This window comes from Methylobacterium sp. PvR107, assembly GCF_017833295.1.
Classification (GTDB): Bacteria; Pseudomonadota; Alphaproteobacteria; order Rhizobiales; family Beijerinckiaceae; genus Methylobacterium.
Map to the genome: position 1 here is coordinate 4,189,188 of NZ_JAFIBW010000001.1, position 24,287 is coordinate 4,213,474.

General features: G+C 69.8%; 22 protein-coding genes. 7 read left to right on the plus strand and 15 right to left on the minus strand.

Features of this window, described 5'->3' with window-relative positions; all coding sequences use genetic code 11:
• The first annotated feature begins 79 nt into the window (after positions 1–79).
• Together JOE48_RS19750 and JOE48_RS19755 are read left to right on the plus strand one after the other, a co-directional pair.
• Complete coding sequence (locus tag JOE48_RS19750; protein ID WP_210032316.1) at positions 80–685, plus strand: cation transporter; 606 nt, start codon at positions 80–82, stop codon at positions 683–685.
• An 8-nt stretch (positions 686–693) separates the two neighbouring features.
• The gene (locus JOE48_RS19755) at positions 694–1,545 is read left to right on the plus strand and encodes a metallophosphoesterase (RefSeq protein WP_210032317.1); all 852 of its coding nucleotides are present in this window, start codon (positions 694–696) and stop codon (positions 1,543–1,545) included.
• A gap of 448 nt (positions 1,546–1,993) precedes the next feature.
• Here the strand turns inward: JOE48_RS19755 and JOE48_RS19760 are convergent, their stop codons facing one another.
• Positions 1,994–3,439, minus strand: a complete 1,446-nt coding sequence (locus JOE48_RS19760) for a homospermidine synthase (protein ID WP_210032318.1) — start codon at positions 3,437–3,439, stop codon at positions 1,994–1,996.
• 453 nt (positions 3,440–3,892) lie between these two features.
• Between JOE48_RS19760 and JOE48_RS19765 the strand changes: the two genes are divergently transcribed.
• The 3 genes from JOE48_RS19765 to JOE48_RS19775 all read left to right on the plus strand — a co-directional run bounded on the left by JOE48_RS19765 (position 3,893) and on the right by JOE48_RS19775 (position 8,455).
• Positions 3,893–4,069 (plus strand): hypothetical protein, encoded by a 177-nt coding sequence (locus tag JOE48_RS19765; protein ID WP_210032319.1) that lies wholly within the window; start codon positions 3,893–3,895, stop codon positions 4,067–4,069.
• 102 nt (positions 4,070–4,171) lie between these two features.
• Positions 4,172–4,876, plus strand: coding sequence for an invasion associated locus B family protein (locus JOE48_RS19770; protein ID WP_210032320.1), 705 nt, complete (start codon positions 4,172–4,174; stop codon positions 4,874–4,876).
• A 240-nt stretch (positions 4,877–5,116) separates the two neighbouring features.
• The gene (locus tag JOE48_RS19775) at positions 5,117–8,455 is read left to right on the plus strand and encodes a hypothetical protein (protein WP_245252888.1); all 3,339 of its coding nucleotides are present in this window, start codon (positions 5,117–5,119) and stop codon (positions 8,453–8,455) included.
• A 337-nt stretch (positions 8,456–8,792) separates the two neighbouring features.
• Here JOE48_RS19775 and JOE48_RS19780 read toward each other — a convergent pair whose 3' ends face one another.
• The 6 genes from JOE48_RS19780 to JOE48_RS19805 all read right to left on the minus strand — a co-directional run bounded on the left by JOE48_RS19780 (position 8,793) and on the right by JOE48_RS19805 (position 13,965).
• Positions 8,793–10,244 (minus strand): TadE/TadG family type IV pilus assembly protein, encoded by a 1,452-nt coding sequence (locus tag JOE48_RS19780; RefSeq protein ID WP_210032323.1) that lies wholly within the window; start codon positions 10,242–10,244, stop codon positions 8,793–8,795.
• Positions 10,235–10,942 carry a TadE/TadG family type IV pilus assembly protein gene (locus JOE48_RS19785; protein ID WP_210032326.1) on the minus strand — a complete coding sequence of 236 codons (708 nt, stop codon included), beginning with the start codon at positions 10,940–10,942 and terminating at the stop codon, positions 10,235–10,237. The genes JOE48_RS19780 and JOE48_RS19785 overlap by 10 nt, the downstream gene beginning before the upstream one ends.
• Positions 10,942–11,502 carry a TadE/TadG family type IV pilus assembly protein gene (locus JOE48_RS19790; protein WP_312893303.1) on the minus strand — a complete coding sequence of 187 codons (561 nt, stop codon included), beginning with the start codon at positions 11,500–11,502 and terminating at the stop codon, positions 10,942–10,944. The genes JOE48_RS19785 and JOE48_RS19790 overlap by 1 nt, the downstream gene beginning before the upstream one ends.
• 60 nt (positions 11,503–11,562) lie before the next feature.
• Positions 11,563–12,345 carry a flagellar type III secretion system pore protein FliP gene (gene fliP, locus JOE48_RS19795; RefSeq protein WP_210035921.1) on the minus strand — a complete coding sequence of 261 codons (783 nt, stop codon included), beginning with the start codon at positions 12,343–12,345 and terminating at the stop codon, positions 11,563–11,565.
• Between the two features lie 17 nt (positions 12,346–12,362).
• The gene (locus JOE48_RS19800; protein WP_210032328.1) at positions 12,363–13,418 is read right to left on the minus strand and encodes a flippase-like domain-containing protein; all 1,056 of its coding nucleotides are present in this window, start codon (positions 13,416–13,418) and stop codon (positions 12,363–12,365) included.
• A 64-nt stretch (positions 13,419–13,482) separates the two neighbouring features.
• Entirely contained in the window at positions 13,483–13,965 is a 483-nt protein-coding gene (locus tag JOE48_RS19805) for a hypothetical protein (protein WP_210032330.1), read from the minus strand.
• Positions 13,966–14,141: 176 nt separating this feature from the next.
• Here JOE48_RS19805 and JOE48_RS19810 point away from each other — a divergent pair, with 176 nt between their 5' ends.
• Complete coding sequence (locus JOE48_RS19810; protein WP_210032333.1) at positions 14,142–15,455, plus strand: capsule biosynthesis protein; 1,314 nt, start codon at positions 14,142–14,144, stop codon at positions 15,453–15,455.
• Between the two features lie 100 nt (positions 15,456–15,555).
• Complete coding sequence (locus JOE48_RS19815; RefSeq protein WP_210032334.1) at positions 15,556–15,840, plus strand: hypothetical protein; 285 nt, start codon at positions 15,556–15,558, stop codon at positions 15,838–15,840.
• A 249-nt stretch (positions 15,841–16,089) separates the two neighbouring features.
• On the opposite strand, the gene JOE48_RS19820 is transcribed toward JOE48_RS19815, so the two are convergent.
• From JOE48_RS19820 to JOE48_RS19855, 8 genes are all read right to left on the minus strand, one after another.
• Entirely contained in the window at positions 16,090–17,451 is a 1,362-nt protein-coding gene (locus JOE48_RS19820) for a sigma-54 dependent transcriptional regulator (RefSeq protein WP_210032335.1), read from the minus strand.
• A 93-nt stretch (positions 17,452–17,544) separates the two neighbouring features.
• A complete protein-coding gene (gene fliN / locus JOE48_RS19825; protein ID WP_012321962.1) occupies positions 17,545–17,877 on the minus strand; it encodes a flagellar motor switch protein FliN in 333 nt (110 codons plus the stop codon).
• A gap of 10 nt (positions 17,878–17,887) precedes the next feature.
• The gene (locus tag JOE48_RS19830; RefSeq protein WP_210032336.1) at positions 17,888–18,499 is read right to left on the minus strand and encodes a FliH/SctL family protein; all 612 of its coding nucleotides are present in this window, start codon (positions 18,497–18,499) and stop codon (positions 17,888–17,890) included.
• The gene (locus JOE48_RS19835; protein WP_210032337.1) at positions 18,496–19,554 is read right to left on the minus strand and encodes a flagellar motor switch protein FliG; all 1,059 of its coding nucleotides are present in this window, start codon (positions 19,552–19,554) and stop codon (positions 18,496–18,498) included. The genes JOE48_RS19830 and JOE48_RS19835 overlap by 4 nt, the downstream gene beginning before the upstream one ends.
• Positions 19,555–19,579: 25 nt before the next feature.
• Positions 19,580–21,211 carry a flagellar basal-body MS-ring/collar protein FliF gene (fliF, locus tag JOE48_RS19840; protein WP_210032338.1) on the minus strand — a complete coding sequence of 544 codons (1,632 nt, stop codon included), beginning with the start codon at positions 21,209–21,211 and terminating at the stop codon, positions 19,580–19,582.
• Positions 21,212–21,572: 361 nt separating this feature from the next.
• Positions 21,573–21,848, minus strand: coding sequence for a DUF1153 domain-containing protein (locus JOE48_RS19845; protein ID WP_007569077.1), 276 nt, complete (start codon positions 21,846–21,848; stop codon positions 21,573–21,575).
• Positions 21,849–21,939: 91 nt separating this feature from the next.
• Entirely contained in the window at positions 21,940–22,626 is a 687-nt protein-coding gene (locus tag JOE48_RS19850; protein WP_210032339.1) for a flagellar hook assembly protein FlgD, read from the minus strand.
• A 74-nt stretch (positions 22,627–22,700) separates the two neighbouring features.
• A complete protein-coding gene (locus JOE48_RS19855; RefSeq protein WP_210032340.1) occupies positions 22,701–24,278 on the minus strand; it encodes a flagellar hook-length control protein FliK in 1,578 nt (525 codons plus the stop codon).
• Between the last annotated feature and the right edge of the window lie 9 nt (positions 24,279–24,287).

The following is a 24,287-nucleotide window of genomic DNA, read 5'->3' on the forward strand; positions in this document are numbered from 1 at the left end:
CTCGAACTTTCTTGAGCTGCGGGCGCAGATTTCTCAACAGGCCTCGACAGGCGGGCGGCCGTCGGCGAAGACGCGCGCCGTGATCGCCGAAGATGTGCAACGGGCCGAGCCGCCCTCCCTCCGTCCGATCGTCGCCCGCGTGGCGGCGCTCAATCTCGGCTATTTCGGCATCGAGATCGCCGTGGCGCTCGCCATCGGCTCGGTGGCGCTGATCGCCGACAGCCTCGACTTCCTGGAGGATGCGGCGATCAACCTGCTGATCGTCGCGGGCCTGGGCTGGAGCGCGCGCAACCGTGCGCGGCTCGGCACCGCGATGGCGGGCATCCTGCTGCTGCCGGCGCTCGCGGGCGCCTGGGCGGCCTACGCGAAGTCTACCGACTTCGTGGCTCCCGCGGCGCTGCCGCTGACCCTCACCGGCCTCGGGGCGCTGGCGGTGAACCTCGCCTGCGCGCTGATGCTGGCCCGGCACCGCACCGGCGCGGGCAGCCTGACCCGGGCGGCCTATCTTTCGGCCCGCAACGACGCCTTCGCCAACCTCGCGATCATCGCGGCCGGGCTGGTGACCGCCCTCCACCCTTCGCCCTGGCCGGATCTCGTCGCCGCGGCCGGGATCGCGATCCTCAACGCGGATTCCGCCGCCGACATCCTCCGGGCCGCGGCGGCCGAGCGCCGGGCCGCCGGATGACGACACCCATGCGCATCTTCCCGATCTCCGACCTGCACCTGGAGCGGCGGCGGCTCGACCTGATCGCGCCGCCGGCCGAGCCCTTCGACATCCTGGCCTGTCCGGGCGACCTCCACGAAGGCCACCCCGAGCGGGGCCTCGCGGCGCTTCTGCACCTCGCGCAGGGCCGGCCGATCGTGCTGGTGCCGGGCAACCACGAACGCTACGCCCCGACCGGCGACCCGCGCACGGCGCCCGAGCTGCTGGCGGCCCTGGAGGTGGAGGTCGCCCGGGTGAACGGGCTCGGCGCGCGCATCCACCTGCTTCAGAACGCGCAGAGCTGCGTCATCGACGGCATGCGCTTCATCGGCACCACTTTGTGGAGCGACTGGACCCTGGCCGGGCGCTGGCTCAGCCCCGATGCGCCCCATCGCCCCGAGGATCCGGTGGCTTACGCGGCCGCGCGCATGACCGATCCGGTCACCGGCTCCCGGGAATATCTTGGCTCCATCCGCAAGGCCGACGGCACCCCCTGGCAGCCGGCAGACGCGATGGCGGCCCACCGGATCGAGCGGGCAGCTCTGCACGCGGCGCTCCGGATCGGCCATGACGGCCCGACCGTGGTCGTGACCCATCACCCGGCGAGCCCCCTGGCGGCCGATCGGTTCCGGCCCGAGCCCGGGGTCCCGTGGTGGGTGCCGGCCTTCTACGCCTCCACGGCGCTCGACGACCTCGCCGATTGCGAACGGCCGGACCTATGGATCTCCGGCCATTTCCACGCGGGTCACGACCTGTGGATCGGCCGGTGCCGCTGGGTGGCCAATCCGGTTGAGGGGGCAACCTACCGGGCCGATCGCGTCGTCGTCGTCGGCGGCGCGTAGTTTCGTCCGGCGTCTTCCAGTCCCGCCGATCTTTCGACGCGCGCGGGCGGCTACCGTCCGCGGGGCAGATCGCGGTGGGCGGTCTCGTCGGGTACAATCTCGGGCCGGTGAACCTGCGGGCTTATCTCACCCGCGCCGTCGTCGCGTAGAACGCCGGCGGCCGCGAGATCCGCGGCTGGCTGCGGGCGATCGTGCCGCCGTGCCAGGATGCCGCCGAGGTCGAGCCGGGCCGCATCCTAGTGACCCGGCGTCAGGCCGAGTAGGCGCGCCCGTTCGGGTTGCTCCCCGCGTCGTCTTTCCGGGGTGCCGGAATCCAGAGGCACCGCGGCTTCCAAAACGAGTCGCCTCGGCGGCTCTGGGTCCCGGGCTCCGCTGTGCGGCCCCGGGAAGACGGGATGGTTGTTGGTCCGCGCATCGTGGCCCTCGCGGAGGTGTTCCGCGCCTGTCCTCAGCCGTGAACCAGCACGTTGCGGAACTGCCAGGGATCGCGGGTGTCGATGTCCTCCGGGAACAGGCCGGGGCGGTCGGTCAGCGGCGTCCAGTCGGTGTAGACGCCCACGACCGGGCCGAGATACGGGCTCTGAACCTCCAGGCAGCGGCGGAAATCCATCTCGTCCGCCTCGACGATGCCCGCCTCCGGGTTCTCTAAAGCCCAGACCATGCCGGCCAGCACCGCCGAGGTCACCTGCAGGCCCGTGGCGTTCTGGTACGGTGCGATCCGGCGGGTCTCCTCGATGGAGAGCTGCGAGCCGTACCAGTAGGCGTTCTTCTTGTGGCCGTAGACGAGCACGCCGAGCTCGTCGATCCCGTCGACGATCTCGGTCTCGTCGAGGATGTGGTGCTGCTCCTGCACCTTGGCGGCGTTGCCGAACATCTCGTGGAGCGACAGAACCGCATCGTCGGCCGGGTGGTAGGCGTAGTGGCAGGTCGGCCGGAACACCGGCGTCTCGCCGTCGCGCACCGTGTAGTAGTCGGCGATCGAGACGGCTTCGTTGTGGGTCACCAGGAAGCCGAACTGCGCGCCCGCGGTGGGCACCCAGGTGCGCACCCGCGTGTCGGCGCCCGGCTGCAGCAGGTAGATCGCGCAGCGCGAGCCCTTCTCCTGCTCGCGGGCATTGGCGGGCTTCCACGTCTCGTGCGTTCCCCAGCCGAGCTCGGCCGGCTGGTTGCCCTCCGAGACGAAGCCCTCGACCGACCAGGTGTTGACGAAGACGCCGCGCGGCTTCGGGGTCTTGGCGCGTTGAGTGTCCCGCTCGGCGATGTGGACGCCTTTGACGCCCAGATCCTTCATCAGGCCGGCCCACTCGGCCTTGGTCCTGGGCTCCGGCCGCTGCAGGCCGGTATCCTGCGCGATGTTCAGGAGCGCCTGCTTGACGAACCACGAGACCATGCCGGGATTGGCGCCGCAGCAGGAGACCGCGGTCGTCCCGCCGGGCTTCTGGGCGCGGGCATCGAGAATGTCCTGGCGGAGCGCGTAGTTGGTCCGGTCGCCCTGGCTCTTGGACTTGTCGAAATAGAAGCCCGGCCAGGGCTCGGCCACGGTGTCGATATAGAGGGCGCCGAGCTCGCGGCAGAGCTCCATAATGGCGCGCGACGAGGTGTCGACCGAGAGATTGACGCAGAAGCCCTGGCCGCCGCCCTCGGTGAGGAGCGGGGTCAGAACGGCGCGGTAGTTCTCCTGGGTCAGCGCAACCGTCTCGAAGCGCAGGCCGTGCTTCTCGGCCAGCGCCCGGTGGGTGTCGACCGGGTCGATCACCGTGAAGCGCGCGCGGTCGTAGTCGAAGTGCCGCTCGATGAGCGGCAGGGTGCCGCGGCCGATCGAGCCGAAGCCGATCATCACGATGGGGCCGGTGATCCGGCCGTGGATCGGGTGACGGGTCGGCTGGTCGGTCATGCGGGAAGTCCTCGGTCGGGCGGACAGATCGTGAATCCGCGGGGTCTGGCTGGCGGGCGGGTTATGGCGCGCATGTGACAGTGCGGCGACAGGCCCGCGCAGGCGGCGCCGATACGGTCCTGGGGCCGAGTCGCCGGAAGCGCGCTCAATGGCGGCTCAGCCGCCGACGGTCAACCGCGCTGCGGCCTCGGCTCGTGGTCGGAATTCGACCTGTAGACCCACGGCGGTGCGGGCCCGTCAGAGGGGATGCCGCGCCGGGAACCGCCCGAGGAAATGTTAAGCTTCTTCTCATGATTTCAGAACGCGGCATGATTTCGGTGCATGCGTCATGCGCGTCTGATCAGATGGCAGGCGTCAGCTGCGGGTCTCATATTGCGATGCAGCAAGGCCGCCAAGACGGCTCGAGAAGTGGGGTTCGCGGAAGCGCTCGAGATCTCGATTTCGGAGACCGTCATGCTCGCGCTCATCACCTCTCGGATTCCCGGTCCGGCCACCGAGTCCGCCGACCGCGATCCCGGCTTCCTCACCCTCGTTTTTGCCCTCGCCCGTGCCGTCCGCAGCGGCAGTGAGACCGCCTTCGCCCGGCGCTGTGCCCTGGCCCGCGCCGTCGGCGGCCCGAACCCGCTCTGACAGCGTCACGGCCGCGCATCGTGGGTGCCTCGGCGATTGCGTCCCCCCGGCTTGGGCATTAGGCGGCACTGCCGCTCTCTGGCCACGGGGGATCGTGATTCCATGTCGACACATCGCGCGCTGGTGCGCGTCAGCCTGTTCGCGACGCTGGCCCTGGCCGGCTCGACCCTGTCGCTGCGTGCTCAGGATGCCGAGCCGGAGTCGGCTCCGCCCGCCGACGCACCGGCGCAGGCCCGTCCCAAGCCGCGTCCCAAGCCCGTGCCGAAGCCGGCGGCCAAGTCGGCCCCGGCCAAGTCCATTCCGGCCGAGACCGCTGCACCCGCTGTGGCGCAAGCGGCAGCGCCGGCCCATGCCGCTTGGCCCACGGGTGCCAGCTCCGTCAGCGAGAGCTACGGAGACTGGACGATGACCTGCACGCGGCCCGGCGAGAAGGCGATCTGCATCGTGGCGCAATCGCAGGGCGACTCGCAGACCGGGCGCCGCAAGTTCGGTTTCGAGCTCCAGACGCCGGCGAACGGTCGGTCTGAGGGCATCGTGCTGATGCCATTCGGCCTCGCCATCGAACCGGGCGTGACGTTCAAGCTCGACGAGCAGGCCCTCGGCAAGGGTGCACCCTACACGGCCTGCAGCCAGGACGGCTGCTTCGTGCCGATCAGCTTCCCGTCGCTCGCCCTCGACGGCATGCGGACCGCCAAGAAGCTGATCGTGACCGGCCAGAAATCGGGAAGCGCCGATCCCGCCGCCATCACGGTTCCCCTCGAAGGCTTCTCCCAGGCCTTCGACCGCGCTGTCGCCCTGAGCGGCTGAGGATCGGCGAGCCCGCATTCCGGGCTCGCCTGCAGCGCCCCTGAAGAGACCGCGGCGGCCGATGCGGCGCTCCGGCGGATTTTCCCGATACGGTTAAGGCAGCGTTAGCCGGGCGGCTGCAGGATCGCGCCGTGATGTGGCGCCGCGCGCTGCGGCCCCGCCGGTGCCGCGCGCCGGGATCGGATCGGCGAGGCAATGGGATCGGAGGGCGGGCGCCCCTGGATCGGTCGAGGGTTCGTCATGCGGCTCCTGCGCATGGCGCTGTCCGCGCTCGCCCTTCTGGCCTCGGTGGATCCATCGCTGGCCGCCAGACTGATCGGGGCCAAGGGCACCGAGACCGGTACCGGCTCCGGCGGCTATGGCCGGATCGTGCTCAGTTTCGACAAGCCTGTTTCGGTCAAGGCCAAGCTCGCGGGCGGCGTTCTGCTGGTCGGCTATGGCGAGCGCGTCGCGCAGGGGCCCGAACATCTGGCCGACGAGATGCCGGCATACGTGTCCAGCGTCCGGCGCGATCCCGATGGGACCGGCCTGCGGGTCGCCCTGCAGAGGCCCTATCGGGTCAACGTGCAGTCGGCTGGCGAGCGCGTGTTCGTCGATCTGCTGCCGGAGGGCTGGTCGGGCCTTCCGCCGCCGCTGCCGCCGGAGGTCATCGCCGAGCTCGCGCGGCGGGCCAGGGCGGCCGAGGAGGCGCTCAGGGCGCGCATACCCGAACCGGTGCGCAGGCCCCTGTCCGTCGAACTCGCCCGGCTTCCGACGCTGACGCGCCTGTCGATGCGCGTCCCGGCGGATGCCGTCACGACCGTGACCAGCGAGGGTCCGGTGACGCGCCTGCGGGTCGTCGGAGCCTGGACCATCGATCCCGGCGAGATCCGCGGACGTCCGCGGCCCGGGATCGCCAAGCTGGCGACCGAGACCGATGCGACTTCGGCCAGCCTTCTGGTCACGCCCGAGGACGGGTCCACAATCAGCACGGATCGGGACGACGGGGCATTCATCCTCGACGTGGTCCGGCGCAAGCCACCCGAGCCGGCCAAGACGGCCGTCGAGGTTCCCGGGCCGGCCGCCGCGGCTCCGCCGGGTCCCGCCGCATCTCTGCCGGGTCCCCCGGCGGCGACGCCGAGACGCACCGAGGCGCCGGCGGTCCCGAGCGCGTCCGCCGAAGCGCCTCCCCGGCGCCAAGCGGGGACCGGTCTCGTCTTTCCGTTCCAGTCCCTGCCGCCGGCGGTCCTGTTCGAACGCGGCGGCATCGCCACCCTGGCGTTCGAGGCGCCTGAGCCGATTACCGTACCGGCGAGCACCCAGGGGCTGGTCCCGCTGGGCGCGCCGTCACGGATGGGCCCGCTCACGGTGCTGCGTTTCTCCGTGCCGCAGGGGCGTCTGGTCGACCTCAACGTCGTCACCACGGGGAAAGGTCTCGCCTGGGAGCTGTCGGCGGGCGATACGCTGAGCCCGAGCGACAGCATCGATCCCGTTCGCCAGCCCAACGCCTCGGGCCGCGTCACCGTCTCGCTCGGCCTGCCGCGGCCCGGCTCGGCGACATGGCTCGATCTCGACGGCGAGCGCATCGCGGTGGTCACCTCCGCGGCACAGCGGCCCGTCGGCAATCCGAAGAACCGCCGCTTCGTCGATTTCGAGATCCTGCCGAGCCGGCACGGGCTGGCGGTGCTCGCCGGGGCCGACGACCTCGCGGTGCGGTCCGAACTCGATGCCGTGACGATCGGACGGGAAGGCGGCCTCGCCGCCTCCGCGACCGCCCGGAAGGTCGATCCGGTTCTCGCCGAGGCGGGGACGCTCGCCATCGCGCGGGAGGCCTGGGAGCGGGCGCAGGCCGGGAACGTGCGCCAGACCCTGCGCGGATTGGCCAACGCGGCCGCCGCCGCGACGCCCTCGGAGCGCGGCCCCGCCCGCCTCGCGCTCGCGCGCGCCGAACTCGCCAACGGTCTCGATCTCGAAGGCCTTGCGGCTCTCGAGACGGCCGCGACCGACGATCCGCTCCTCGCCGCCCAGCGCGATACCGCTGTCCTGCGCGGCATCGCGCTCGTCCGGATCGGGCGGAACGCGGAGGCGCTGAAGGCGCTGAGCCTGCCGACGCTCGCCGATGATCCCGAGGCCGCCCTGTGGCGGGCCATGGCGGCGGCCGGATCGGGAGACTGGAAGACCGCCGAGAACGGCTTCCTCAAGGTCCTGCCGCTCGCCGCGGGCTACCCTGCCGATCTCGTCCAGCAGATCCGCGCCGCGGCGGCGGAATCGGCGATCGAGACCGGCGATGCCGAGACCGCGGCGGCCCGTGCGGAGGATGTGCGCGATCTGCAGCCCTGGATCCGCGACCGGCTGGCCCTGGTCCGCGCCCGCGTCGCCGAAGCCACCGGCCAGACCGAGGCGGCGCTCGACGCCTATGCCCGCCTGGAGGGCGCCGCATTGCGCCCGGTCTCCGCCGAGGCGAGCCTGCGGGGCGCGCTCCTGGCCCGGGCGGCGGGCAAGCTCACGCCCGAGGCCGCGATCGAGCGGCTGGAACGCCTCGGCCTGACTTGGCATCGCGGCCCGATCGACGACGGCATCACGGTCGGCCTCGCGCGCCTCTATCTCGCAGCCGGACGCTGGCGCGACGCCTTCACGGCGGTGCGCCGGGCGAACGTGCTCGCGCCGAATGCGCCCGCCTCGGAGGCCCTCTCGCGCGACGCGCAGGCCGCCTTCGAGAGCCTGTATCTTACCGAGAGGGGCGACAGCCTCTCGGGTGTCGACGCCGTCGCGCTCTTCTTCGACTTCCGCGAGATGAGCCCGATCGGGCGACGCGGCGACGAGGTGGTGCGGCGGCTGGCCGACCGCTTGGTCGAGCTCGACCTTCTGGACGCGGCCGCCGACCTCCTCAAGTACCAAATCGACAACCGGCTGACCGGACCGGCCCGCTCGGCCGTCGCGGCGCGGCTCGCCACGGTGCGGCTGATGGACGACAAGCCCATGCAGGCGCTGCAGGTCCTCGATGCCACCGACCTTCCGGAACTCCCGCGCGAGCTGAAGCGCGCCCGCGGCCTGGTCCGTGCCCGCGCCCTCTCGGATCTCAGCCGCACCGATCTCGCGCTGGAGACGATCGAGGGCGAGAGCGGCCCCGACATGGAGCGGCTGCGCGCGGACATCTACTGGGGTGCCCGCCGGTGGCGCGAGGCCGGCGAAGCGCACGAGGGGCTCCTCGGTGAGGCCTGGCGGTCGGGCCAGCCCCTGGACGAGACGGCGCGCTCCGATGCCGTGCGCGCCGCGATCGCATACGATCTCGCGGGCGAGGCGATCGGCCTGGAGCGGCTGAAGGCGAAGTTCTCGGAAGCCATGGCGGCGAGCCCGGACGCGCGCACCTTCGCGCTGCTCACCGGCGCCAACCCGACCCAGACCCCGGGCTTCCGCGCCATCGCGGCCCGCGCCACCAAGGCCCAGACGTTGTCGGCATTCCTGGCCGAGTACCGCAAGCGCTACCCGGACAACGCGGTGCCGGACCGGGGCAGGCCGGAGGCCGCGGGTGGCCAGGAGCCGTCGGGCTCCGAGCAGCAGAGCAGCGCCGCGCCGGACGCCAGCGCACCGCCGGGTTGAGCGGCGCGGTGGGGCTCAGCAGGGACGCATGCTGATCCCCAGCTCCAGTCGTGCGGAGCTTGGCGTTGCCCGGAAGTTCGCACGTGGTTGTGGAAGCCACGCTGCCGCGCAGGCAGCCGGTCGGCAAAATGCGAAGGGCTCTGGATCTTCCACCCCGTCATTCCCGGGCGCCGCAGGCGAGCCCGGAAACCAGATCCGCCGGCGCATCACGATCTTGCACCGACAGCGCGTCTGGATTCCGGGCTGCGCTGCGCGGCCCCGGAATGACGGGGTACTTCGTCGCCGGTGCGGATCTGCGGGACCTGCTGGGGATCGGGAAACCCGGTCCGACACGCGCCTACTGCGTCAGGTGGGCGACCTGCAGGGCCTTGTCGAACATGGCGTTGAGGGCGGACGTGATGTCGGCCGGGGAATTGGCCGTGAAGAAGAAGCCCGGCGACGCGCAGCTCTGCAGAGGGGTCGCCAGCGTCGGGCTGAACCCGTTCACCCGGTTGTTCTCCCAGGCGATGCCGCCGCCGTAATCCGTGAAATTGATGATGTTGTACGGGATGTACAGGACCGAGACCGTCGCGCCGGCCTTCTTCAGGGCCGCGCACTGGGACGGGTCGATCTGAGCGGGCTGGGATCCGTCCCAGTTCCCGGCTGCGTAGCCTCTGAACGACGACGGATTGCCTGGGTAATAGTATTTGCCGCCGCTATTTATGGAGTAGTGCTGACCGTTCTGCATGCCGTCGGTTACGAGGAAGACGAAGGGCTTGCGCGCCGCTACGCTGGACCCGTCGTTGAAGCCGCCGGACGCCGTGATGGTGCTCTGCATCTGCGGGAGGACGACCTCGAAATGCGTGCCGCCGGCGCCCGTGCCGGTGCTCGGGTCGTTGTTCGCGTAGAGCTGCGTGGTGCCGGTATCGAGCAGGTTCGTGAGCGCGAGGGGCCACGGCTGGCCTGAGCACTGGGCGGCCGCGTTCAGCGTCGCGATGGAGCTGTTGATGTCGGCCAGAACACCCATCTGGTTGATGAAAGGATAGAGCCCGACCCGGTACTGGTTCTGCATCGTCGGGTTCGAGGCCCGGGTGATGAGGGAGCAGACCGCGCTGTTCAGCGCGTCCGACCGCAGCTGGATCTTGCCCGAAGCGAGGCTCCAACCCTTGAAGCCCGGGAAGTGGCAGGCGAACTGGCAGCCCTGCTTGTAGTCCGACCAATTGTCGGTGTTCTGGGATGCGAGTTTCGCCATGCCGTCGGTCGTCGCCGGCAGGCCCATGGAGCCAGACACGTCGAGCAGGAGGTAGAAGTCGAGGTAGCTCGGGAGGTCCGCCGTGGCCGTGACGAGGTTGCCGAAGGTCGTGGTCGGGGTCCGGAACATCTGGCCGAAGTTGTTCTTGACCGTGGCCGTATAGGTGATCTTCGCGGTGATCGTCTGGCCCTGGCGCGAGATCTGCGGTGCCTGGAGCTGGACCTGCGCGAATGGCACGTTGCCGGTGTTGACCGTGAACGCGTTGGTCGCCTGGGCGGCCCCGGCTGCGAACGCGTTTACGCTCAGGTTGGTCTGGCCTGGATTGGTGGCGAAATAGGCTTTGGTGGCGACGACACCCGCGATGGCGGCCGCGTCCGCGGCGGCATCGACCTTCGCCTTGTCGGTGATCGCCACGCCGTAATCGACCCCGTAGCCGACCAAGCCGATCAGCGGGATCAGGCTGACGGCGAACATGATCGTCACGTTGCCGGATCGGGCGCCGCGCAGGGACGCGGCCCGGTCCCTGAGGCGGCGGGCTGGGTTGCGGATCAGGGGCATTTCGTGGCGATCCCGTCGTTGCCCGTCGGGTCGAGGTCGACGAGCGAGGCGTAGCGCGGTTGCACGTACATCGAGCGGGCGATCCGCATGGCCGGGATGAACCGCGCCCCGAAGGACGGCCGGAACGTGAAGACCACGTCGACCGCGATCAGCGAACCCGGACCGAAGACGGAGCGGGGCAGCGTGGCGCGGTTCGGCGCCGCCGTGTTGTCGGCCGGGAGCTGTGCGGGCGTGCAGGGCCGGTAGTTCCCCCCGCTCGTCCCCGTGCTCGTCCAGACGACCTTGGCGGTGTAGCAAGTGCTCGGGTCTGTGCCGCCCGTGCAATTGGAGGTGGTCTGCGTGAAGTTGATCGACGCGAAGGTGATCGCGATGTCCTGCCACCATTGCAGGCCCTGCCGGGGCGCGTCCCTCATCAGGTAGGGGAACAGGACGAGGGCCGAGTCGAAGCTGAAATGCAGGTCCGTGGCGTTGACGGTGGCCGTTGTGGAATTCTGCGGCGGCTGCGCCTGGGAGATCATCTGGCTGATCGACTGCGCGATCAGCTCCACCTTGCGGGTGGCGTTGATGTAGGTGACGAGCTGGATCCCCGCGAGCATCAGGATCAGCAGAACCGGGAAGATCAGCGCGAACTCCGTCGCCGACACCGCGCGGGTGTCGCCGATGAAGCCGCGCGTCGGCGATGGCAGACCGGCGGACATCAGTACAATTCGTTGCGGAAAGCCGCCGTCGAGACCGTCAGGTAGGCGGGCGCGCCATTGAAGGTCGCGCTGCTGCCGAGGATCGACGCGAAGGCCGCGGGCATGAACGTGATCGGGTAGATCACCAGCAGGTACTGATAGGCACCGCGCGAACCCAGCGTGTACTGCCCTGAGCCCGGTGTCAGCGTCGGGATCGCCAGGCCGCTCATGTCCGACTTGACGAAGCTGTAATACCCGCTCGGCGACCCCCCGGGCTGCACAACGTAGAGGTTGATCATGACGTTGCTGCATTTGAGCACGGCGGGCAGGTAGCCGCACAAGGCTGCCCTGAACCCGGCCTGATCCATGGCCTGGGTCTGGGCAGCGCCGGTCATGATCTGCCGCGAGGCACGTGTCGTGGCGTAATCGAGAGATTGGTTCAAAAAAATTATGGTGGCTACTGTCATAACAAACAGGATAGCCAGGATGAATAGTCCAGCGACGAGGGCGAACTCGACGGCTGCGGCTCCTCCACGATCGTGAGCAAATCTGCGCATGGAAAACATGCGCCTTGTTTGCATGGGAGTGCTAAATGTCGGTTAAAGAAACCCTCAAGACGCCAATGGTAAGTCTAATAGTTGTTATCCACCGTAGCTCTGCACCAGTGAGCCCGCCACCAGGGTCCACCCGTCGACCAGCACGAAGAAGATCAGCTTGAACGGCAGGGACACTGTGGCCGGCGGGACCATCATCATGCCGATGGCCATCAGCACCGAGGCGACCACGAGGTCGATGATCAGGAACGGAATGAAGAGCAGGAAGCCGATCTCGAAGGCGCGGCGCAACTCCGAGATCATGAAAGCGGGGGTCACGATTTCGAGACCGACATCCTCGGGCCCCTTCGGCGTCGGGATCTTCGCGAGGTCGAGGAACAGCTTGAGGTCCTTCTCGCGCACGTTGCGCAGCATGAAGGTCTTGAACGGCGCCGATGCGCGCTCGAAGGCCTGAGCCTGCGTGATCCGTCCGGCGATCAGGGGCTCGATCCCGGCGCTGTAGGCCGCCCGCCCGGTCGGCGCCATTACGAAGGCCGTGAGGAACAGCGCGAGGCTGACGAGCACCGCGGTCGGCGGCGCCGTCTGTGTGCCGAGCGCCGAGCGCAGGATCGACAGCACGACCACGATCCGCGTGAAGGCCGTAGCCATCACCAGCACGGAGGGCGCGACCGCCAGGATGGTGATCAGCGCGACCAGCTGGAGTGCGCGCTCGGTCGTGCCGCCGGCACCCAGATCGAGGGTGACGCTCTGGGCGAGCGCCGGGCCCGCGGCGAGCAGACCGCCGGCCAGCCCTGTCAGGGCAGCCAGGGCGATGTGTCGGCGGCGCGGGTTCGGGCGCGTGGAGGTCGGGCGGGTCGGCACGTCGATCATCGGCGTCACGGGCAATCTCAGGTCGGTGTCGCCGGGCGCACGTTGGCCCGTCGGGCCTCGAGGTTCTGCCATACGAGCAGCGCGGGCAGGCCGAGCACCACGTCGGGCACACGGCGGGCGAGCGAGAGGGCGATGGCGGTGCCGGCATCGATCCCGAACAGGCCGCAGACCAGCACGAGGCCGCCTTCCTGCACGCCGAGGCCGCTCGGCACCACGAAGGCGGCGGCCTTGATCGCCTGGCTGAGCGCCTCGATCACCAGGATCTCCGAGAGGCTGACGTGGTCGATCCCGATGCAGGCCAGGACGACGGCGATCTCGGCCGCGCCGAGGAGCCAAGCCAGCGCGTGCAGGGCGCAGGACTGCGCCAGGTGGCCGCGCCGTCCCGCCGCCCAGATCGCGTCCAGCGCACCCTGAATGCGCTGGCTCGGCTCGGGCCGGGCCTCGGTCTCCGGGACGAAGCGCCGTCCGAGGGCGGCGACGCGATCCTCGATCACCCGCACAACGCCGGTGCGCTGGAGCGCGAAGAAAGCCGCGATCGCCAGTCCTGCGACGGCCAGCGTCCGCAGCGTCCAGTTCGCCAACTCGGCGGCCTGCGCGCCCTCGACCCGGGTCAGGAGCCCGGCCCCCAGGCCGGCGAACAGGCCGAGCGTTCCGACCTGGAACAGGAGGTCGGCGAGCACCGAGGCGGCCGCCAGAGAGCCCGCGATCCCCCAAAAGGTGAGGAGGCGCGCGCCCACGACCTCGCCGCCGACCGAGGCCACGGGCAGCAGCACGTTGATGCCCTCGCGCACGAAGCGCAGGATCAGGCAGGCCGCAGCCGGCGCGGGCGACAGCCCGTCGAGGATGCGCGCCCAGGCGATGCCGCACAGCACGATCACGAGCGCCCGCACCAGCGTGACGCCGGCGAAGCCCGCCACCCCGATCCGCCCGAACGCGGCGGCGACGGCGCCGAGATCGTTGGTCGCCACGAGCCAGATTGCGAGCCCGAGGCCGATCAGCGTGCCGAACAGGGGCAGGCGGCGCAGAACGGCCCGGGCGGCCCGGCTCTTCCAGGAGACGCGGTCGCCGATCACGGTCGGGGCGTGCGGGTTGCGCGTCGGGAAGGGGGCAAGAGCGGCAGCTCCAGGTCTGGGCCGGTCAACGGGACGGCGGCGATTCGTCGGGAACCATCGCCGCTAGAGCGGTATTGGGGCCGAATTCGGGGGCCGAAGGACGAGGCCTCCCGGCTTGGAGCACGGCGGCGAGCGCCTCTTCCGGGCTCGCCGCGGGATCGATAAGAACGACGCGACCGGCCGCGACGCTTGCCCCCGTCGCGACGGCCACCGCGCGCTTCGGGCAGGGGCCGAGACATCCGGATTCCACGATGCAGAGCTTCGTCCGGCTGCCCGTCCGCCCATCCTTGGCCGCCTGCTTCCCGGCCCGCTTCAGAAGTGCGCGGACGGCACGCGGGCGCAGGCCCTGCCGCTTCGCACATTTTCCGCACACCGCCACGATTTCGGTAAACTTGGTCTTGGCCAGAGTCTTGGCCAGAGGCTTGGTCGAAGGCTTGGTCAGGGGTTTGGCCGAGCGGCCGGCGGGGCGGCGATCCGCATCGCCCTCGAAACGAGGTTCTGTCATCATCCGGAGACTCTAAGACCCGATACGGGGACTGGGCTACGGCGCCCGACGCCGCGGTGCGGCAGCCGGAGGCGCCATAAAAAGGGCCTAAAAGAACGGGATCCCGGAGCCGCGCACGGGCCGCCCCTCGGCCGGCGCCGCGGCAGCGGAACCGGCGCAGACCCAGGAACACAGAGCGGATGAGCTTCGACGACGTCAAGGACGACACGCGCGAAGGCGAGATCGTGACGTTCGCCGCCTCGGCCATGCCGGAGCTGCGGCGGAGCGCGGAAACGATTCGTCCGGTTCCGGAGAAGCGCAACGCCCGGGCTCTGATCGCCTCGGTTCGCGAGCGCCTGGACTGGACGCGCCTGCCGGGCCTCGGCCGGCGCGAGGAGGACACGTCCACCTACGGTTCGCGGATCATCCGGCGGGTCAGCCTGTTCGTCCTGCTGCCGACGCTCGTGATCGGGCTTTACCTGTTCGGGTTCGCCTCCAACCAGTACGTCGCCGAGACCCAGTTCGCGGTCCGCGGTAACGTCGAGCCGATGGAGAACATCTCGCTCGGCCAGTACACGAACCTGATTCAGAAGCACAACAGCCAGGACAGCTTCATTGTCCGCGACTACATCGGCAGCCAGACCATGGTCGAGGCGCTGGAGAAGAGCATCGGTCTCTCCAAGATGTTCTCGCGGCCCGAGGCCGATTTTTGGACGCGCTTCGATCCGAGCGACCCGGTCGAGGATCTGACCAAATACTGGCGCAAGCACGTCGAAGCGCATATTGACTCGATCTCGGGCGTGATCCGGCTCACGGTGCGCGCCTTCACCCCCGAAGATGCCTTGACCATTGCCCGGGAGGTGGTGGCCCGGTCCGAAACCCTGATCAACGCGATCTCGAAGCGCGCGCAGGCCGACATGGTCGCTCAGGCTCAGGCCGACGCCGCGACGGCGCAGGAACGTTTGCGCACGGCGCATGTCGCGCTGCAAAGCTTCCGCAACCAATGGGGCGTGATCGACCCGATCAAGTCGGCCGAGGGGACGCTCACCACCCTGAACACCCTGCGGAAGGACAAGCTGAAGAACGAGAACGACCTGCAGATCTTGCGCAGCTCGAACCTCGATGAGCGTTCGCGCTCCATCCAGACGCTGGTTGCCAACGGCACGGCCATCGACCAGCAGATGAAGCTGCTGCAGGACGAGTTGACGAGCACGGGCGCGGCGGCGGGCGGCGCTCCCAACCTCACGGAAGCGCTGCTCCAGTACGAGGGACTCCTGGTCGAACGCACGATCGCCGAGAAGCTCGAGGAATCGGCGAGCGGGATGCTCGACCGCGCCCGCGTCGCGGCCAGCAAGCAGCACATCTTCCTGGCGACTTTCGTGCCCCCGGTCCTGCCGACGGACAGCCTCTACCCCGAGCGGGCCCATACCGTCCTCGTGGCGTTCTTCTGCTTCCTGGTGGTCTGGAGTTCGTGCTCGCTCCTGGTCGCGGGTATCCGCGACCAGCGGATGTAGGTGGCCCCAGTCCGGCTCTGGATCCCGCTCGGCGCGATCTGTAGAGGGAGGCGGCCCGGTATCCGGGCGCCCCGGTGAAATGAGCGAAGTCTAACAGGCCATGTCGGATTTCTCCGATCTCGTCGCGAAGGCGATCCAGCCCTCGATGACCCGGGAGGAGCGCGAGGCGGTGTATACCGTAGTGCGGCAGGCCGTGCTCCGCCTGCAGGAGCGGGAGGCGCTGCCGCCCGACGACCCGCGCGTGGCGCTCCAGCGTCATCTCGTCGAGGAAACGATCCGCGACGTGGAGGGCGATGTCGTCCGCTACGCGTCGCTGCGCAAGCTCGAGGCGGCCTTTGCGGCCCAGAACGCGGCCGACAAGACATCCCAGGCCGGCCGCCGCTAGAGCCGCGCCCGATCGCGCTGCATCATGGGACACACCGGCGATCCACCCCTCGCTCTTCTCGTGAGAGGGGGGGGAGCGCCGCGGAGGCTGCCAGCCGCCTCGCGATCCCTGAATCTCTCCCTCGAGGCGGCTTCGCCGCACTGCAGGCTGAGGGGGATGGATCGGGCGACCAATCTCCGTTTGGGGCCCGTTGCCCGGCGCAACACGTTCGGCCACGGGCCTCGCGCGGTCCGGCGGCCCGGGATCCGCTCAGCCGCAGGCCACGCTCGCCCGGACGGTCCCGGGTTCGGCCACGTCCAGGCCCGACGAGACATACTCGTTAAGCTTGTTGCGCAGGGTCCGGATCGAGATCCCCAGGATCTTGGCCGCGTGAGTCCGATTGCCGAGGCAGTGATCCAGCGTGTCGAGGATCAGGTCGCACTCGACCTGAGCCACGGTTCGGCCGACGAGGCCGCGGGTGGCGGCTTCGGCAGCCTGCGCGGCCCGCGCCGCCGGTCCCTGCGCGGTGATCGCCTCGCCCTCCGGCGACAGGATCGCCTCGGGGCCGATCGCGTCGCCCGAGGCCAGAAGCACGGCTCGGTGCAGGGTGTTCTCCAGCTCACGGACATTGCCGCGCCAGGGATTCTTCAGCACCAGCGCGCGCGCCTCCGCGGAGAGCTGACGGGCCGGGACGCCGTTCACCGCCGCATATTTCTTGGCGAAATGCGCGGCGAGCTCCAGGATATCGGCCGGCCGCTCGCGCAGAGGCGGCAGCTTCAGGGCGACGACATTGAGCCGGTAGAACAGGTCCTCGCGGAACGTGCCCTTGCGGACCTCCTCGACGAGGTTGCGGTTCGAGGTGGCGAGCACGCGGATATCCACCCGCACGGGGGCCGTGCCGCCGACCCGATCGATCACCCGCTCCTGCAGCGCCCGAAGCAGCTTCGATTGCAGGCGCACATCCATCTCGGAAATCTCGTCGAGGAGCAGGGTGCCGCCGTTGGCCTCCTCGAACCGGCCGATGCGCCGGGCGACCGCACCGGTGAATGCGCCCTTCTCGTGCCCGAACAATTCGGATTCGAGCAGAGCCTCGGGGATCGCCGCGCAGTTCACCGACACGAACGGCTTGCCGGCCCGATTCGATTTCTGGTGGACGTGGCGGGCCAGCACCTCCTTGCCGGTGCCGCTCTCGCCGGTGATCAGCACCGAGGCCTCGGAGCGGGCGACCTGCTCGGCGAGCTTGACCACCCGCTCCATCGACGGGTCGCGCCAGATGAAGGCGGCACGGTCCGTAGCAACCGCTTCCAGCACCGCGGCGATCATCTCGGGATCGGGCGGCAGCGGGATGTATTCCTTGGCGCCGGCCCGGATCGCCGCCACGGCGACCGAGGCGTCCGCCGAGACGCCGCAGGCGACCACCGGCGTGCGGATCCGCTCCCCTTCCAGCGCGGTGACGAGCTCGCGGATCGGCAGGCCAACGTCGATCATGATGAGATCGGCGCCGCGGGCGCGCAGGACGTTGAGGCCCTGCGGCACGGCATCCGCCTGCGTCACGGAGGCGCCACGCTGCATGGCGATCTTGGAGGCGGTGATCAGCTCGCCGTTGAGCCGCCCGATCATCAGGAGCCGCATGGTTCGTCCCTCTCAAACATCCTGGCGCGGGTTGCACGCCGTACTGGCGGGCGGCCGTCGCCGGCGCCCATGCCGTAATCTCACGCGTCCGGGCTACTCGCCCTTGACGATCTCGGTCATCGTGACGCCGAGCCGGTCCTCGACGAGGACGACCTCGCCGCGGGCCACCAGCCGGTTGTTGACGAACACGTCGATCGCCTCGCCGACCTTCCGGTCGAGTTCGAGCACCGCGCCGGGCGCCAGCCGGAGCAGGTCGCCGATCGGCATCCGGGCTGAGCCCAGAACTGCCGAGACCATCACCGGCACGTCGAAGAGCTGCTCCAGGTCGGCCGCCGTCTTCGGGGTGGTGGGCGCGTCGCGGATCGAACCCGCCGCGTAATCGGTGTCGTGCTCGCCGAGCTGGGGCAGGCTGAAATCGTCGGACATCCGGGTTCCTTCAGGGGCTCGGGGTGAGGCCGAGGGCATCGAGGACGCACGCCTCGATGCGGGCGCGCTCCCGCACGATGCCGCCGTCGGCCCATTCGATGCGCGCGTCGCCCGCCGCCATGTCGGGATCGCCGAGAACGACGAGCCGGCCCTCGTAGCCGCGCTCGCGCGCGAGGCGCTTCACCAGGGCCTCGGCCTCCTCGACGAGGCTGTCGTGCACCCGCACCACGAGGTGAGGTACGCCGCGCAGGTGCTGGAGCGCCGTCCGGGCGGCCTCGCCGATGCCGGCGAGCGGGGCGGCGTCGAGGGCGTCGCCCGCCACCTTGCGGGCGATCAGCATGGCGACCTCGACCGCCTGCGCCTCGCGCTCGGCGTCGCGCGCGTCGGCCTGGGCGATCAGGCCCGCCGCGGCCAGCGCCAGGCGGGTCATAGCGTCGGCGAGCCGGCCCTGGACCTGCGCCTCGGCCTGGAGCCGTCCCTCCTGGACGCCGCGGGCATGCGCCTCCGCCTCGGCGTGGGCGGTGGCCTCGGCGGCGCGCCGGGTTTCGGCGCTCGGGCGGCCGCTGCGGAAATCGGTCTCGAACAGGAACGGCTTGGCGCTCCGGGCGGATTGGGCGCTCAATAGACCAGCTCCTCCTCGGCGCTATTCTTCGCGATCATGATCTCGCCCTTCTCGGCGAGGTCCTTGGCGATCTCGGTCATCTTCGCCTGCGCCTCATCGACCTCCTTGAGACGGACCGGCCCGAGCGAGGCCATCTCGTCCGTGAGGTTCTTGGCCGCGCGGGTCGACATCTGCTGCATGAAGAAGGCCCGGGTCCGCTCGTTGCCGCCCTTCAGCGCCCGGCACAGGGTTTCGTTGTCGACCGAGCGCATCAGCGTCTGGACGCTGCCCGGGTCGAGCTTCAGCAGATCCTCGAAGGTGAACATCAGCTCGCGGATGCGCTTGGCCGAGCCGCGGTTGGCCTGGTCCAGGGCTGCGAGGAAGCGGCCTTCCGTCTGCCGGTCGAAGGCGTTGAACACGTCGGCCATCATCTCGTGCGCGTCGCGGCGCTGGGTCTGCGCGATGGTCGACACGAACTCGACCCGCAGGGTCTCCTCGATGTGGCGCAGGGCCTCCTTCTGCACGGTCTCCATGCGCAGCATCCGGTTGAGGCAGTCGATGGCGAAGTCCTCGGGCAGGATGGTCAGCACCTTGGCGGCGTAGTCGGCTCGCACCCGCGAGAGCACCACCGCCACGGTCTGCGGGTACTCGTTGCGCAGGAACGAGGCGAGAATCTCCGGATCGACCTGGGCGATCGAGGCCCAGACGCGCTTGCCGGAGGCGCCCTTGATCTCGGCCATGATCAGCGAGACCTGGTCGCTCGGGAAGATCTTCAGGAGCAGGGCCTCGGTCCGCTCGAAATTCGCCGAGATGCCGCCGCTGTTGCCGAGCTTCGTCACGAACTCGATGATCAGCTTGTCGACGGTGGTCGCCTCCAGCGTACCGAGCTGGACCATCGCGGCGCTGACCTTCTTGATCTCCTCCTCCTCGAGCATCTGCCAGATCGGCGCGCCTTCATCCTCGCCGAGCATCAGGAGGAGCGCGGCAGCGCGCTGCGGACCGGGCATGGCCGCATAGGTGTCGCCCCCCGCCGTTGCCAAGGTGTTTGCCAGACCTGCCGCCAATCCTGCCGCCATCGACCTGCTCTCGCCTCCCTACGCGTTACTCTTCCTGGATCCAGGTGCGCAGCACCTCGACGGTCTCGGCGGGGCTCGCCCGGACCATGTCGACCACGCGCTGGACCGTCTCGGCCTGAACTTGGCCGTTGATCTTGGCAAACTCCATCAGCCGCGCCGTCGGATTGTCGCGGTCGATGACCGTGACCGTGGCGCCCGGACCCGTGACCATGGATGCGTCGCCGACGATCCCCATCCCGGGCCCGGCGAGCGACGGCGGCGCCGGAATCGGCGCGAGCACCTGACGCACCAGTGGGCGCACGACCGTGAGGAGGACGACCAGCGTCAGGAGGGCCAGTACGGCGAACTCGGCCATGCGCAGCACGTCCTCCTTGGTGGGGGCGAGCAGCGACTCAATCAGCGTCGGCTCGGTGAATTGCGGCACGCTCGGCGCCTCCGCGAAGCGCAGGTTCACCACCTCGATCTGGTCGCCGCGCGCCTTGTCGAACCCGACCGCGCTGCGCACCAGGGCGGTGATCCGCTCGATCTCGGCGGGTGGCCGGGGGCTGTAGGTCTGCTTGCCGTCGGGCGCGGTGGCGTAGACCCCGTCGACCACGACGGCCACCGACAGGCGCTTGACCCGGCCACCCTCGGCGATCTCGGTCTTGGTGACGCGCGAGATCTCGTAGTTCGTGGTCTCCTCGTTCTTGTTGGTCGCATCCTTCGGAGCGGGCGCCTTGTCGCCGCCATTGGCGCCCGGAAGCTCGTTGCCGACGCTGACCTGCCCGTCGGCGTTGCTGGTCAGCGCCGATTCGGTGCGGGTCTGGGCGGAGCGCACGACGCGGCTCTCGGGATCGAAGGTCTCGGAGCGGCTCTCGATGCGGTTGAGGTCGAGCTCCGCGTTGACCTGAACCCGGGCCCGGCCGGGGCCCACGATGCCGGCGACAACGTCCTCGATCTGGCCGCGGAGGCGGCGCTCAAGGGTGACTTGCCGGTCCTCGAAACCGCTGGCGACGTCGGAGTTTGCGTCCCGGGCGCCGTCCGCCAGGAGCCGGCCGCGCTCGTCGACGATCGAGACCCGCTCGGGCTTCAGCCCTTCCACCGCCGAGGCCGCGAGATGGCGGATCGCCCGCACCTGACCGGCATCGAGGTCGCCCATCAGCTTCAGCACGATGGCGGCGCTCGGGCTCTCGCGGTCGCGCTCGAACAGGCGGCGCTCGGGCAGGACCAGATGGACACGGGCCGCCTGGACCCGGCCGATGGCGCGGATCGAGCGGGCCAGCTCGCCCTCGAGGGCGCGCAGGTGGTTCACGTTCTGCACGAAATTGGTGGACGAGAACGCGTCGCCCTTGTCGAAGATCTCGTATCCGACGCCGGCCTGGGTCGGCAGGCCCTTGCCAGCCAGGTCCATGCGCAGCTTCGGCAGATCGGGACGGGGCGCCAGAATGGTCTGGCCGGCGTCGCCCCGGGTCTCGTAGCGGATGCCGCGGCTGTCGAGCTCACGGACCACGGTGGCGGAATCCTGCATCGACAGGTCCGAGAACAGCACCCCCATGTCCGGCCGCGAGACCCGCAGGATGATGAAGGCGAAGAAGCCGATGAGCGTCAACGTCACCGCCGCCATGGCGGCGATGCGGGCCGGTCCGAGCTTCGTGACGAGATCGAGGACCGGCTTCACGGGAGGGATCGCTGCACTCTGAACGCGAGGCGGACCGCCGTGGCCCGCTCGGCAGAAATTGCCCGGTCCATGGTTAGCGGGCCGTTAATGACCTGTCGTGCCTGCGTCTGAGCACGACGGAAAGCCGAAAAGCCGCGCCCGAGGTCTGGACGCGGCTTTGCAAGATTTCGGCGGGCGGACGCCATCGGCGGTCTCCCGATCGGGCGCTTGCGATTGCGGCCACTCCGTCATTCCGGAGCCGCGACGCGGAGCCCGGCATCCGGAAACGCAGGCGGCTCAAGGCCTGTTACCGTTCCCGGATCTGGATTCGGGCTCGCCTGCGGCGCCCCGGAACGACGGACCGCCACGCATATTCCCTGACTCAGTGCCGGTAATGCTGGATCCGGGTGGTGCGCAGGCCGGCGAGGCCGTGCTGGTCGATGGAGAACTGCCAGCTAAGGAATTCCTCGGTGGTCAGGGTATAGCGCTTGCAGGCCTCCTCCAGGCTGAGGAGACCGCCGCGCACGGCCGCCACGACCTCGGCCTTGCGCCGGATCACCCAGCGGCGGGTACTCGGAGGCGGAAGATCCGCAATCGTCAGGGGGCTGCCGTCGGGCCCGATCACGTACTTCACTCTCGGGCGGCTCGGTTCGGTCATGATACGCTCTACACTCGACTGACCTGTCGAGCATTGAAGGTACTTGCGCCCGCTTAAGAGATGTTGAAGCGAGTCACTCGGATGTGATTCGTTAAGTGCCACTTGTGGACAACCCGATGGTCTGCACGCTGGACAGCGGCACCTTCTGCGAGCCGATCATCAGGACCGGGGTCGTCCCGCTGAGATCAACCTCGTCCACCGTGCCGGTCAGGCTCGTGTCGACCGCGACGCTGGAGCCGGTGGCATCGGTGGCCGAGACCTTGATCGAGTAGGTGCCGTCCGTGGAAGTGAGCCCGGCCGAGGTCTTGCCGTTCCACGAGTAGGTCTGGCTGCCGGCAGTCAGCGAGGTGGTCTGCGTGGCCACGACGTTGTTCTTGGAATCCAGGATGGAGATCACCGCCTTCGAGGCGGCGCGGGCGGGGGAAAGCGTCCAAGAGGCCGTGCCGTTGGAGAGCTGCGCCAAACTGCCATCGGCCGTGATGGTCTTGCCGATGTAGCTGGTGGCAGAGGCCGAGCTCGCCGATTGCGACGCGCTCAGGATGTTGTCGAGGCGATCGTTGGTCTTGAGCTGCTGCTCGACGCCGGCGAACTGCACCAGTTGCTGCGTGAACTGGTTGGTGTCCATCGGGTCGAGGGGATTCTGGTTCTTGAGCTGCGTGGTGAGCAGCGTCAGGAACTGCGTGAAGTTGCTGGCGATCTCGGTGGCGTTGCCGCTGCTCTTCGACGAGGTGCCCGTGTTGGACGCCGTGCTGGTGAGGCTGGATATGCCGCTTGTCATGCCGTTCTCTCCGATGACGCATCGGAGCGCTGGGCTCGGATGCACGATGTCTGCGTGTCGGTCCCCGCGACCGGCTAGATCCTGATGTCGACGCTGCCATAGCCGCGCAGCCACCGCGTCGGTGCGATGTCCTGCGGGGGCTCGGCCTGATCCCGGGTCCAGGTGGCCGGTCCACCGCGGGGCGCATCGCCCTGCTGGCCGCCGCCGCCGCTCTGCGCGCTGCCATCGCCGCGCAGCGACAGGTTCAGGCCCCCAGCCGAGGGATCGAGGCCCGCCTGAGACAGGGCCTGCTGCAACTGGCCCGCATCGCGTTGAAGCATCGCCAGGGTCTCGGGGCGGTCGACCACCAAATGGGTCGTGACCGTGCCGCGCGCCTTGTCGATCTCCAGCTTGACGTCGATCCGCCCAAGCTCGACCGGGTCGAGCCGGATCTGGAATTCGCTCGATCCGTTCATCGAGCGCAGGCCGATGGCGATCGGCACCTGACCCATGGGGATCGCCGGGTCCGTGTGGATAGGCGCGGCGGTCTGCGCGGCAGCGGTTGCGGCATGCGCCGCACTGGACGCCCCGCCAGGCGGAACGCCGGCGTTTGCCGGAGGCGCAGCCGGCACCGCTCCGGCCGCGGCCTGACCCGTATCCGCGACGTTTCTCTGACCGGCCTCGGCAAGAGCCGCGAGGAAATCCTTGCCCTCGCCAGCCGAGGCGACCGGCGCGGCCGCCGGATCGCCGGTACCGGGTTGCACGACCTCGACCGGCGAGGTGCTCTTGCCGGCCTTGCCGGAGGCTGTCGACGTCGCGACTGATGCTGCCCCTGTGACAGATCCCGCCGCTCCGACGATGCCGTTCTGGACGTCACCTGCCACCGAGCCGGAATCCGGCAGTCCGGGTTTTACTGCGCCGGACGCGGCCACTTCGGAGCCGTCCGCGGCCTCCGTTGCGCCGGCCGCGCGGGCCGGGCCGCGCTCGGCCAGCGTGGCGAGCAGTGTCAGCAGCGCGGCTGCGGGATCGGCGGTCGCTGCCGGGGGTACGGCGTTCGCCTGCGGCGGCTGCGCCGCCGCTTCCGCTTGGCGTCCCTGATCGGGCGCCACCTCGGGCGCTTGCTGGCTTGTCTCCCCAGCGGGCGCTGGTGTCGCGCTGGCTTTCGGCGCGACCGGAGCCGCATCGCCGCTCGCCGCTCGGGTCGTGGCGGCCGCTTTTCCCGCCTCCGTCGAGGGGGCGGCCGAGGCGGCCTCGTCCCGGTTTCGCGACGCGCCCGGGTCTCCGAGTCGCGACGCGCCCGAAGCTTGAGCGGAGGCATTTGCCGGCTTGGCGAGGCTTGTACGCCTGTCAACGGCCCGGGCGTCAGCCTGCAGGCTCGCACTCCGCGCGCGCTCCGATGCCGTCCGGGCTGCGTCGGCCTGATCGCGCTGGGCCGTCTGGCGGGCGCGCGCCGCGTCGGTCTGATCCTGCCGCGCGGCCGTCCGGGTGCGCACCTCGACCGCGTCGTCCCGGGCCTGGGCGGCGCTCAGGGCGGCGCCGAACCGGTCCTGCGATGAGTCTCCGGCACGGGACGCGACACCCGCTGCTTCCCAGCCCGAACGCGTGGTGGAGGCGGTCCGCGCGGATGAAATCCACGCGGTGACATCCAATCGATCCGCTGTGCCGCTCGCCATGCCGGGCTC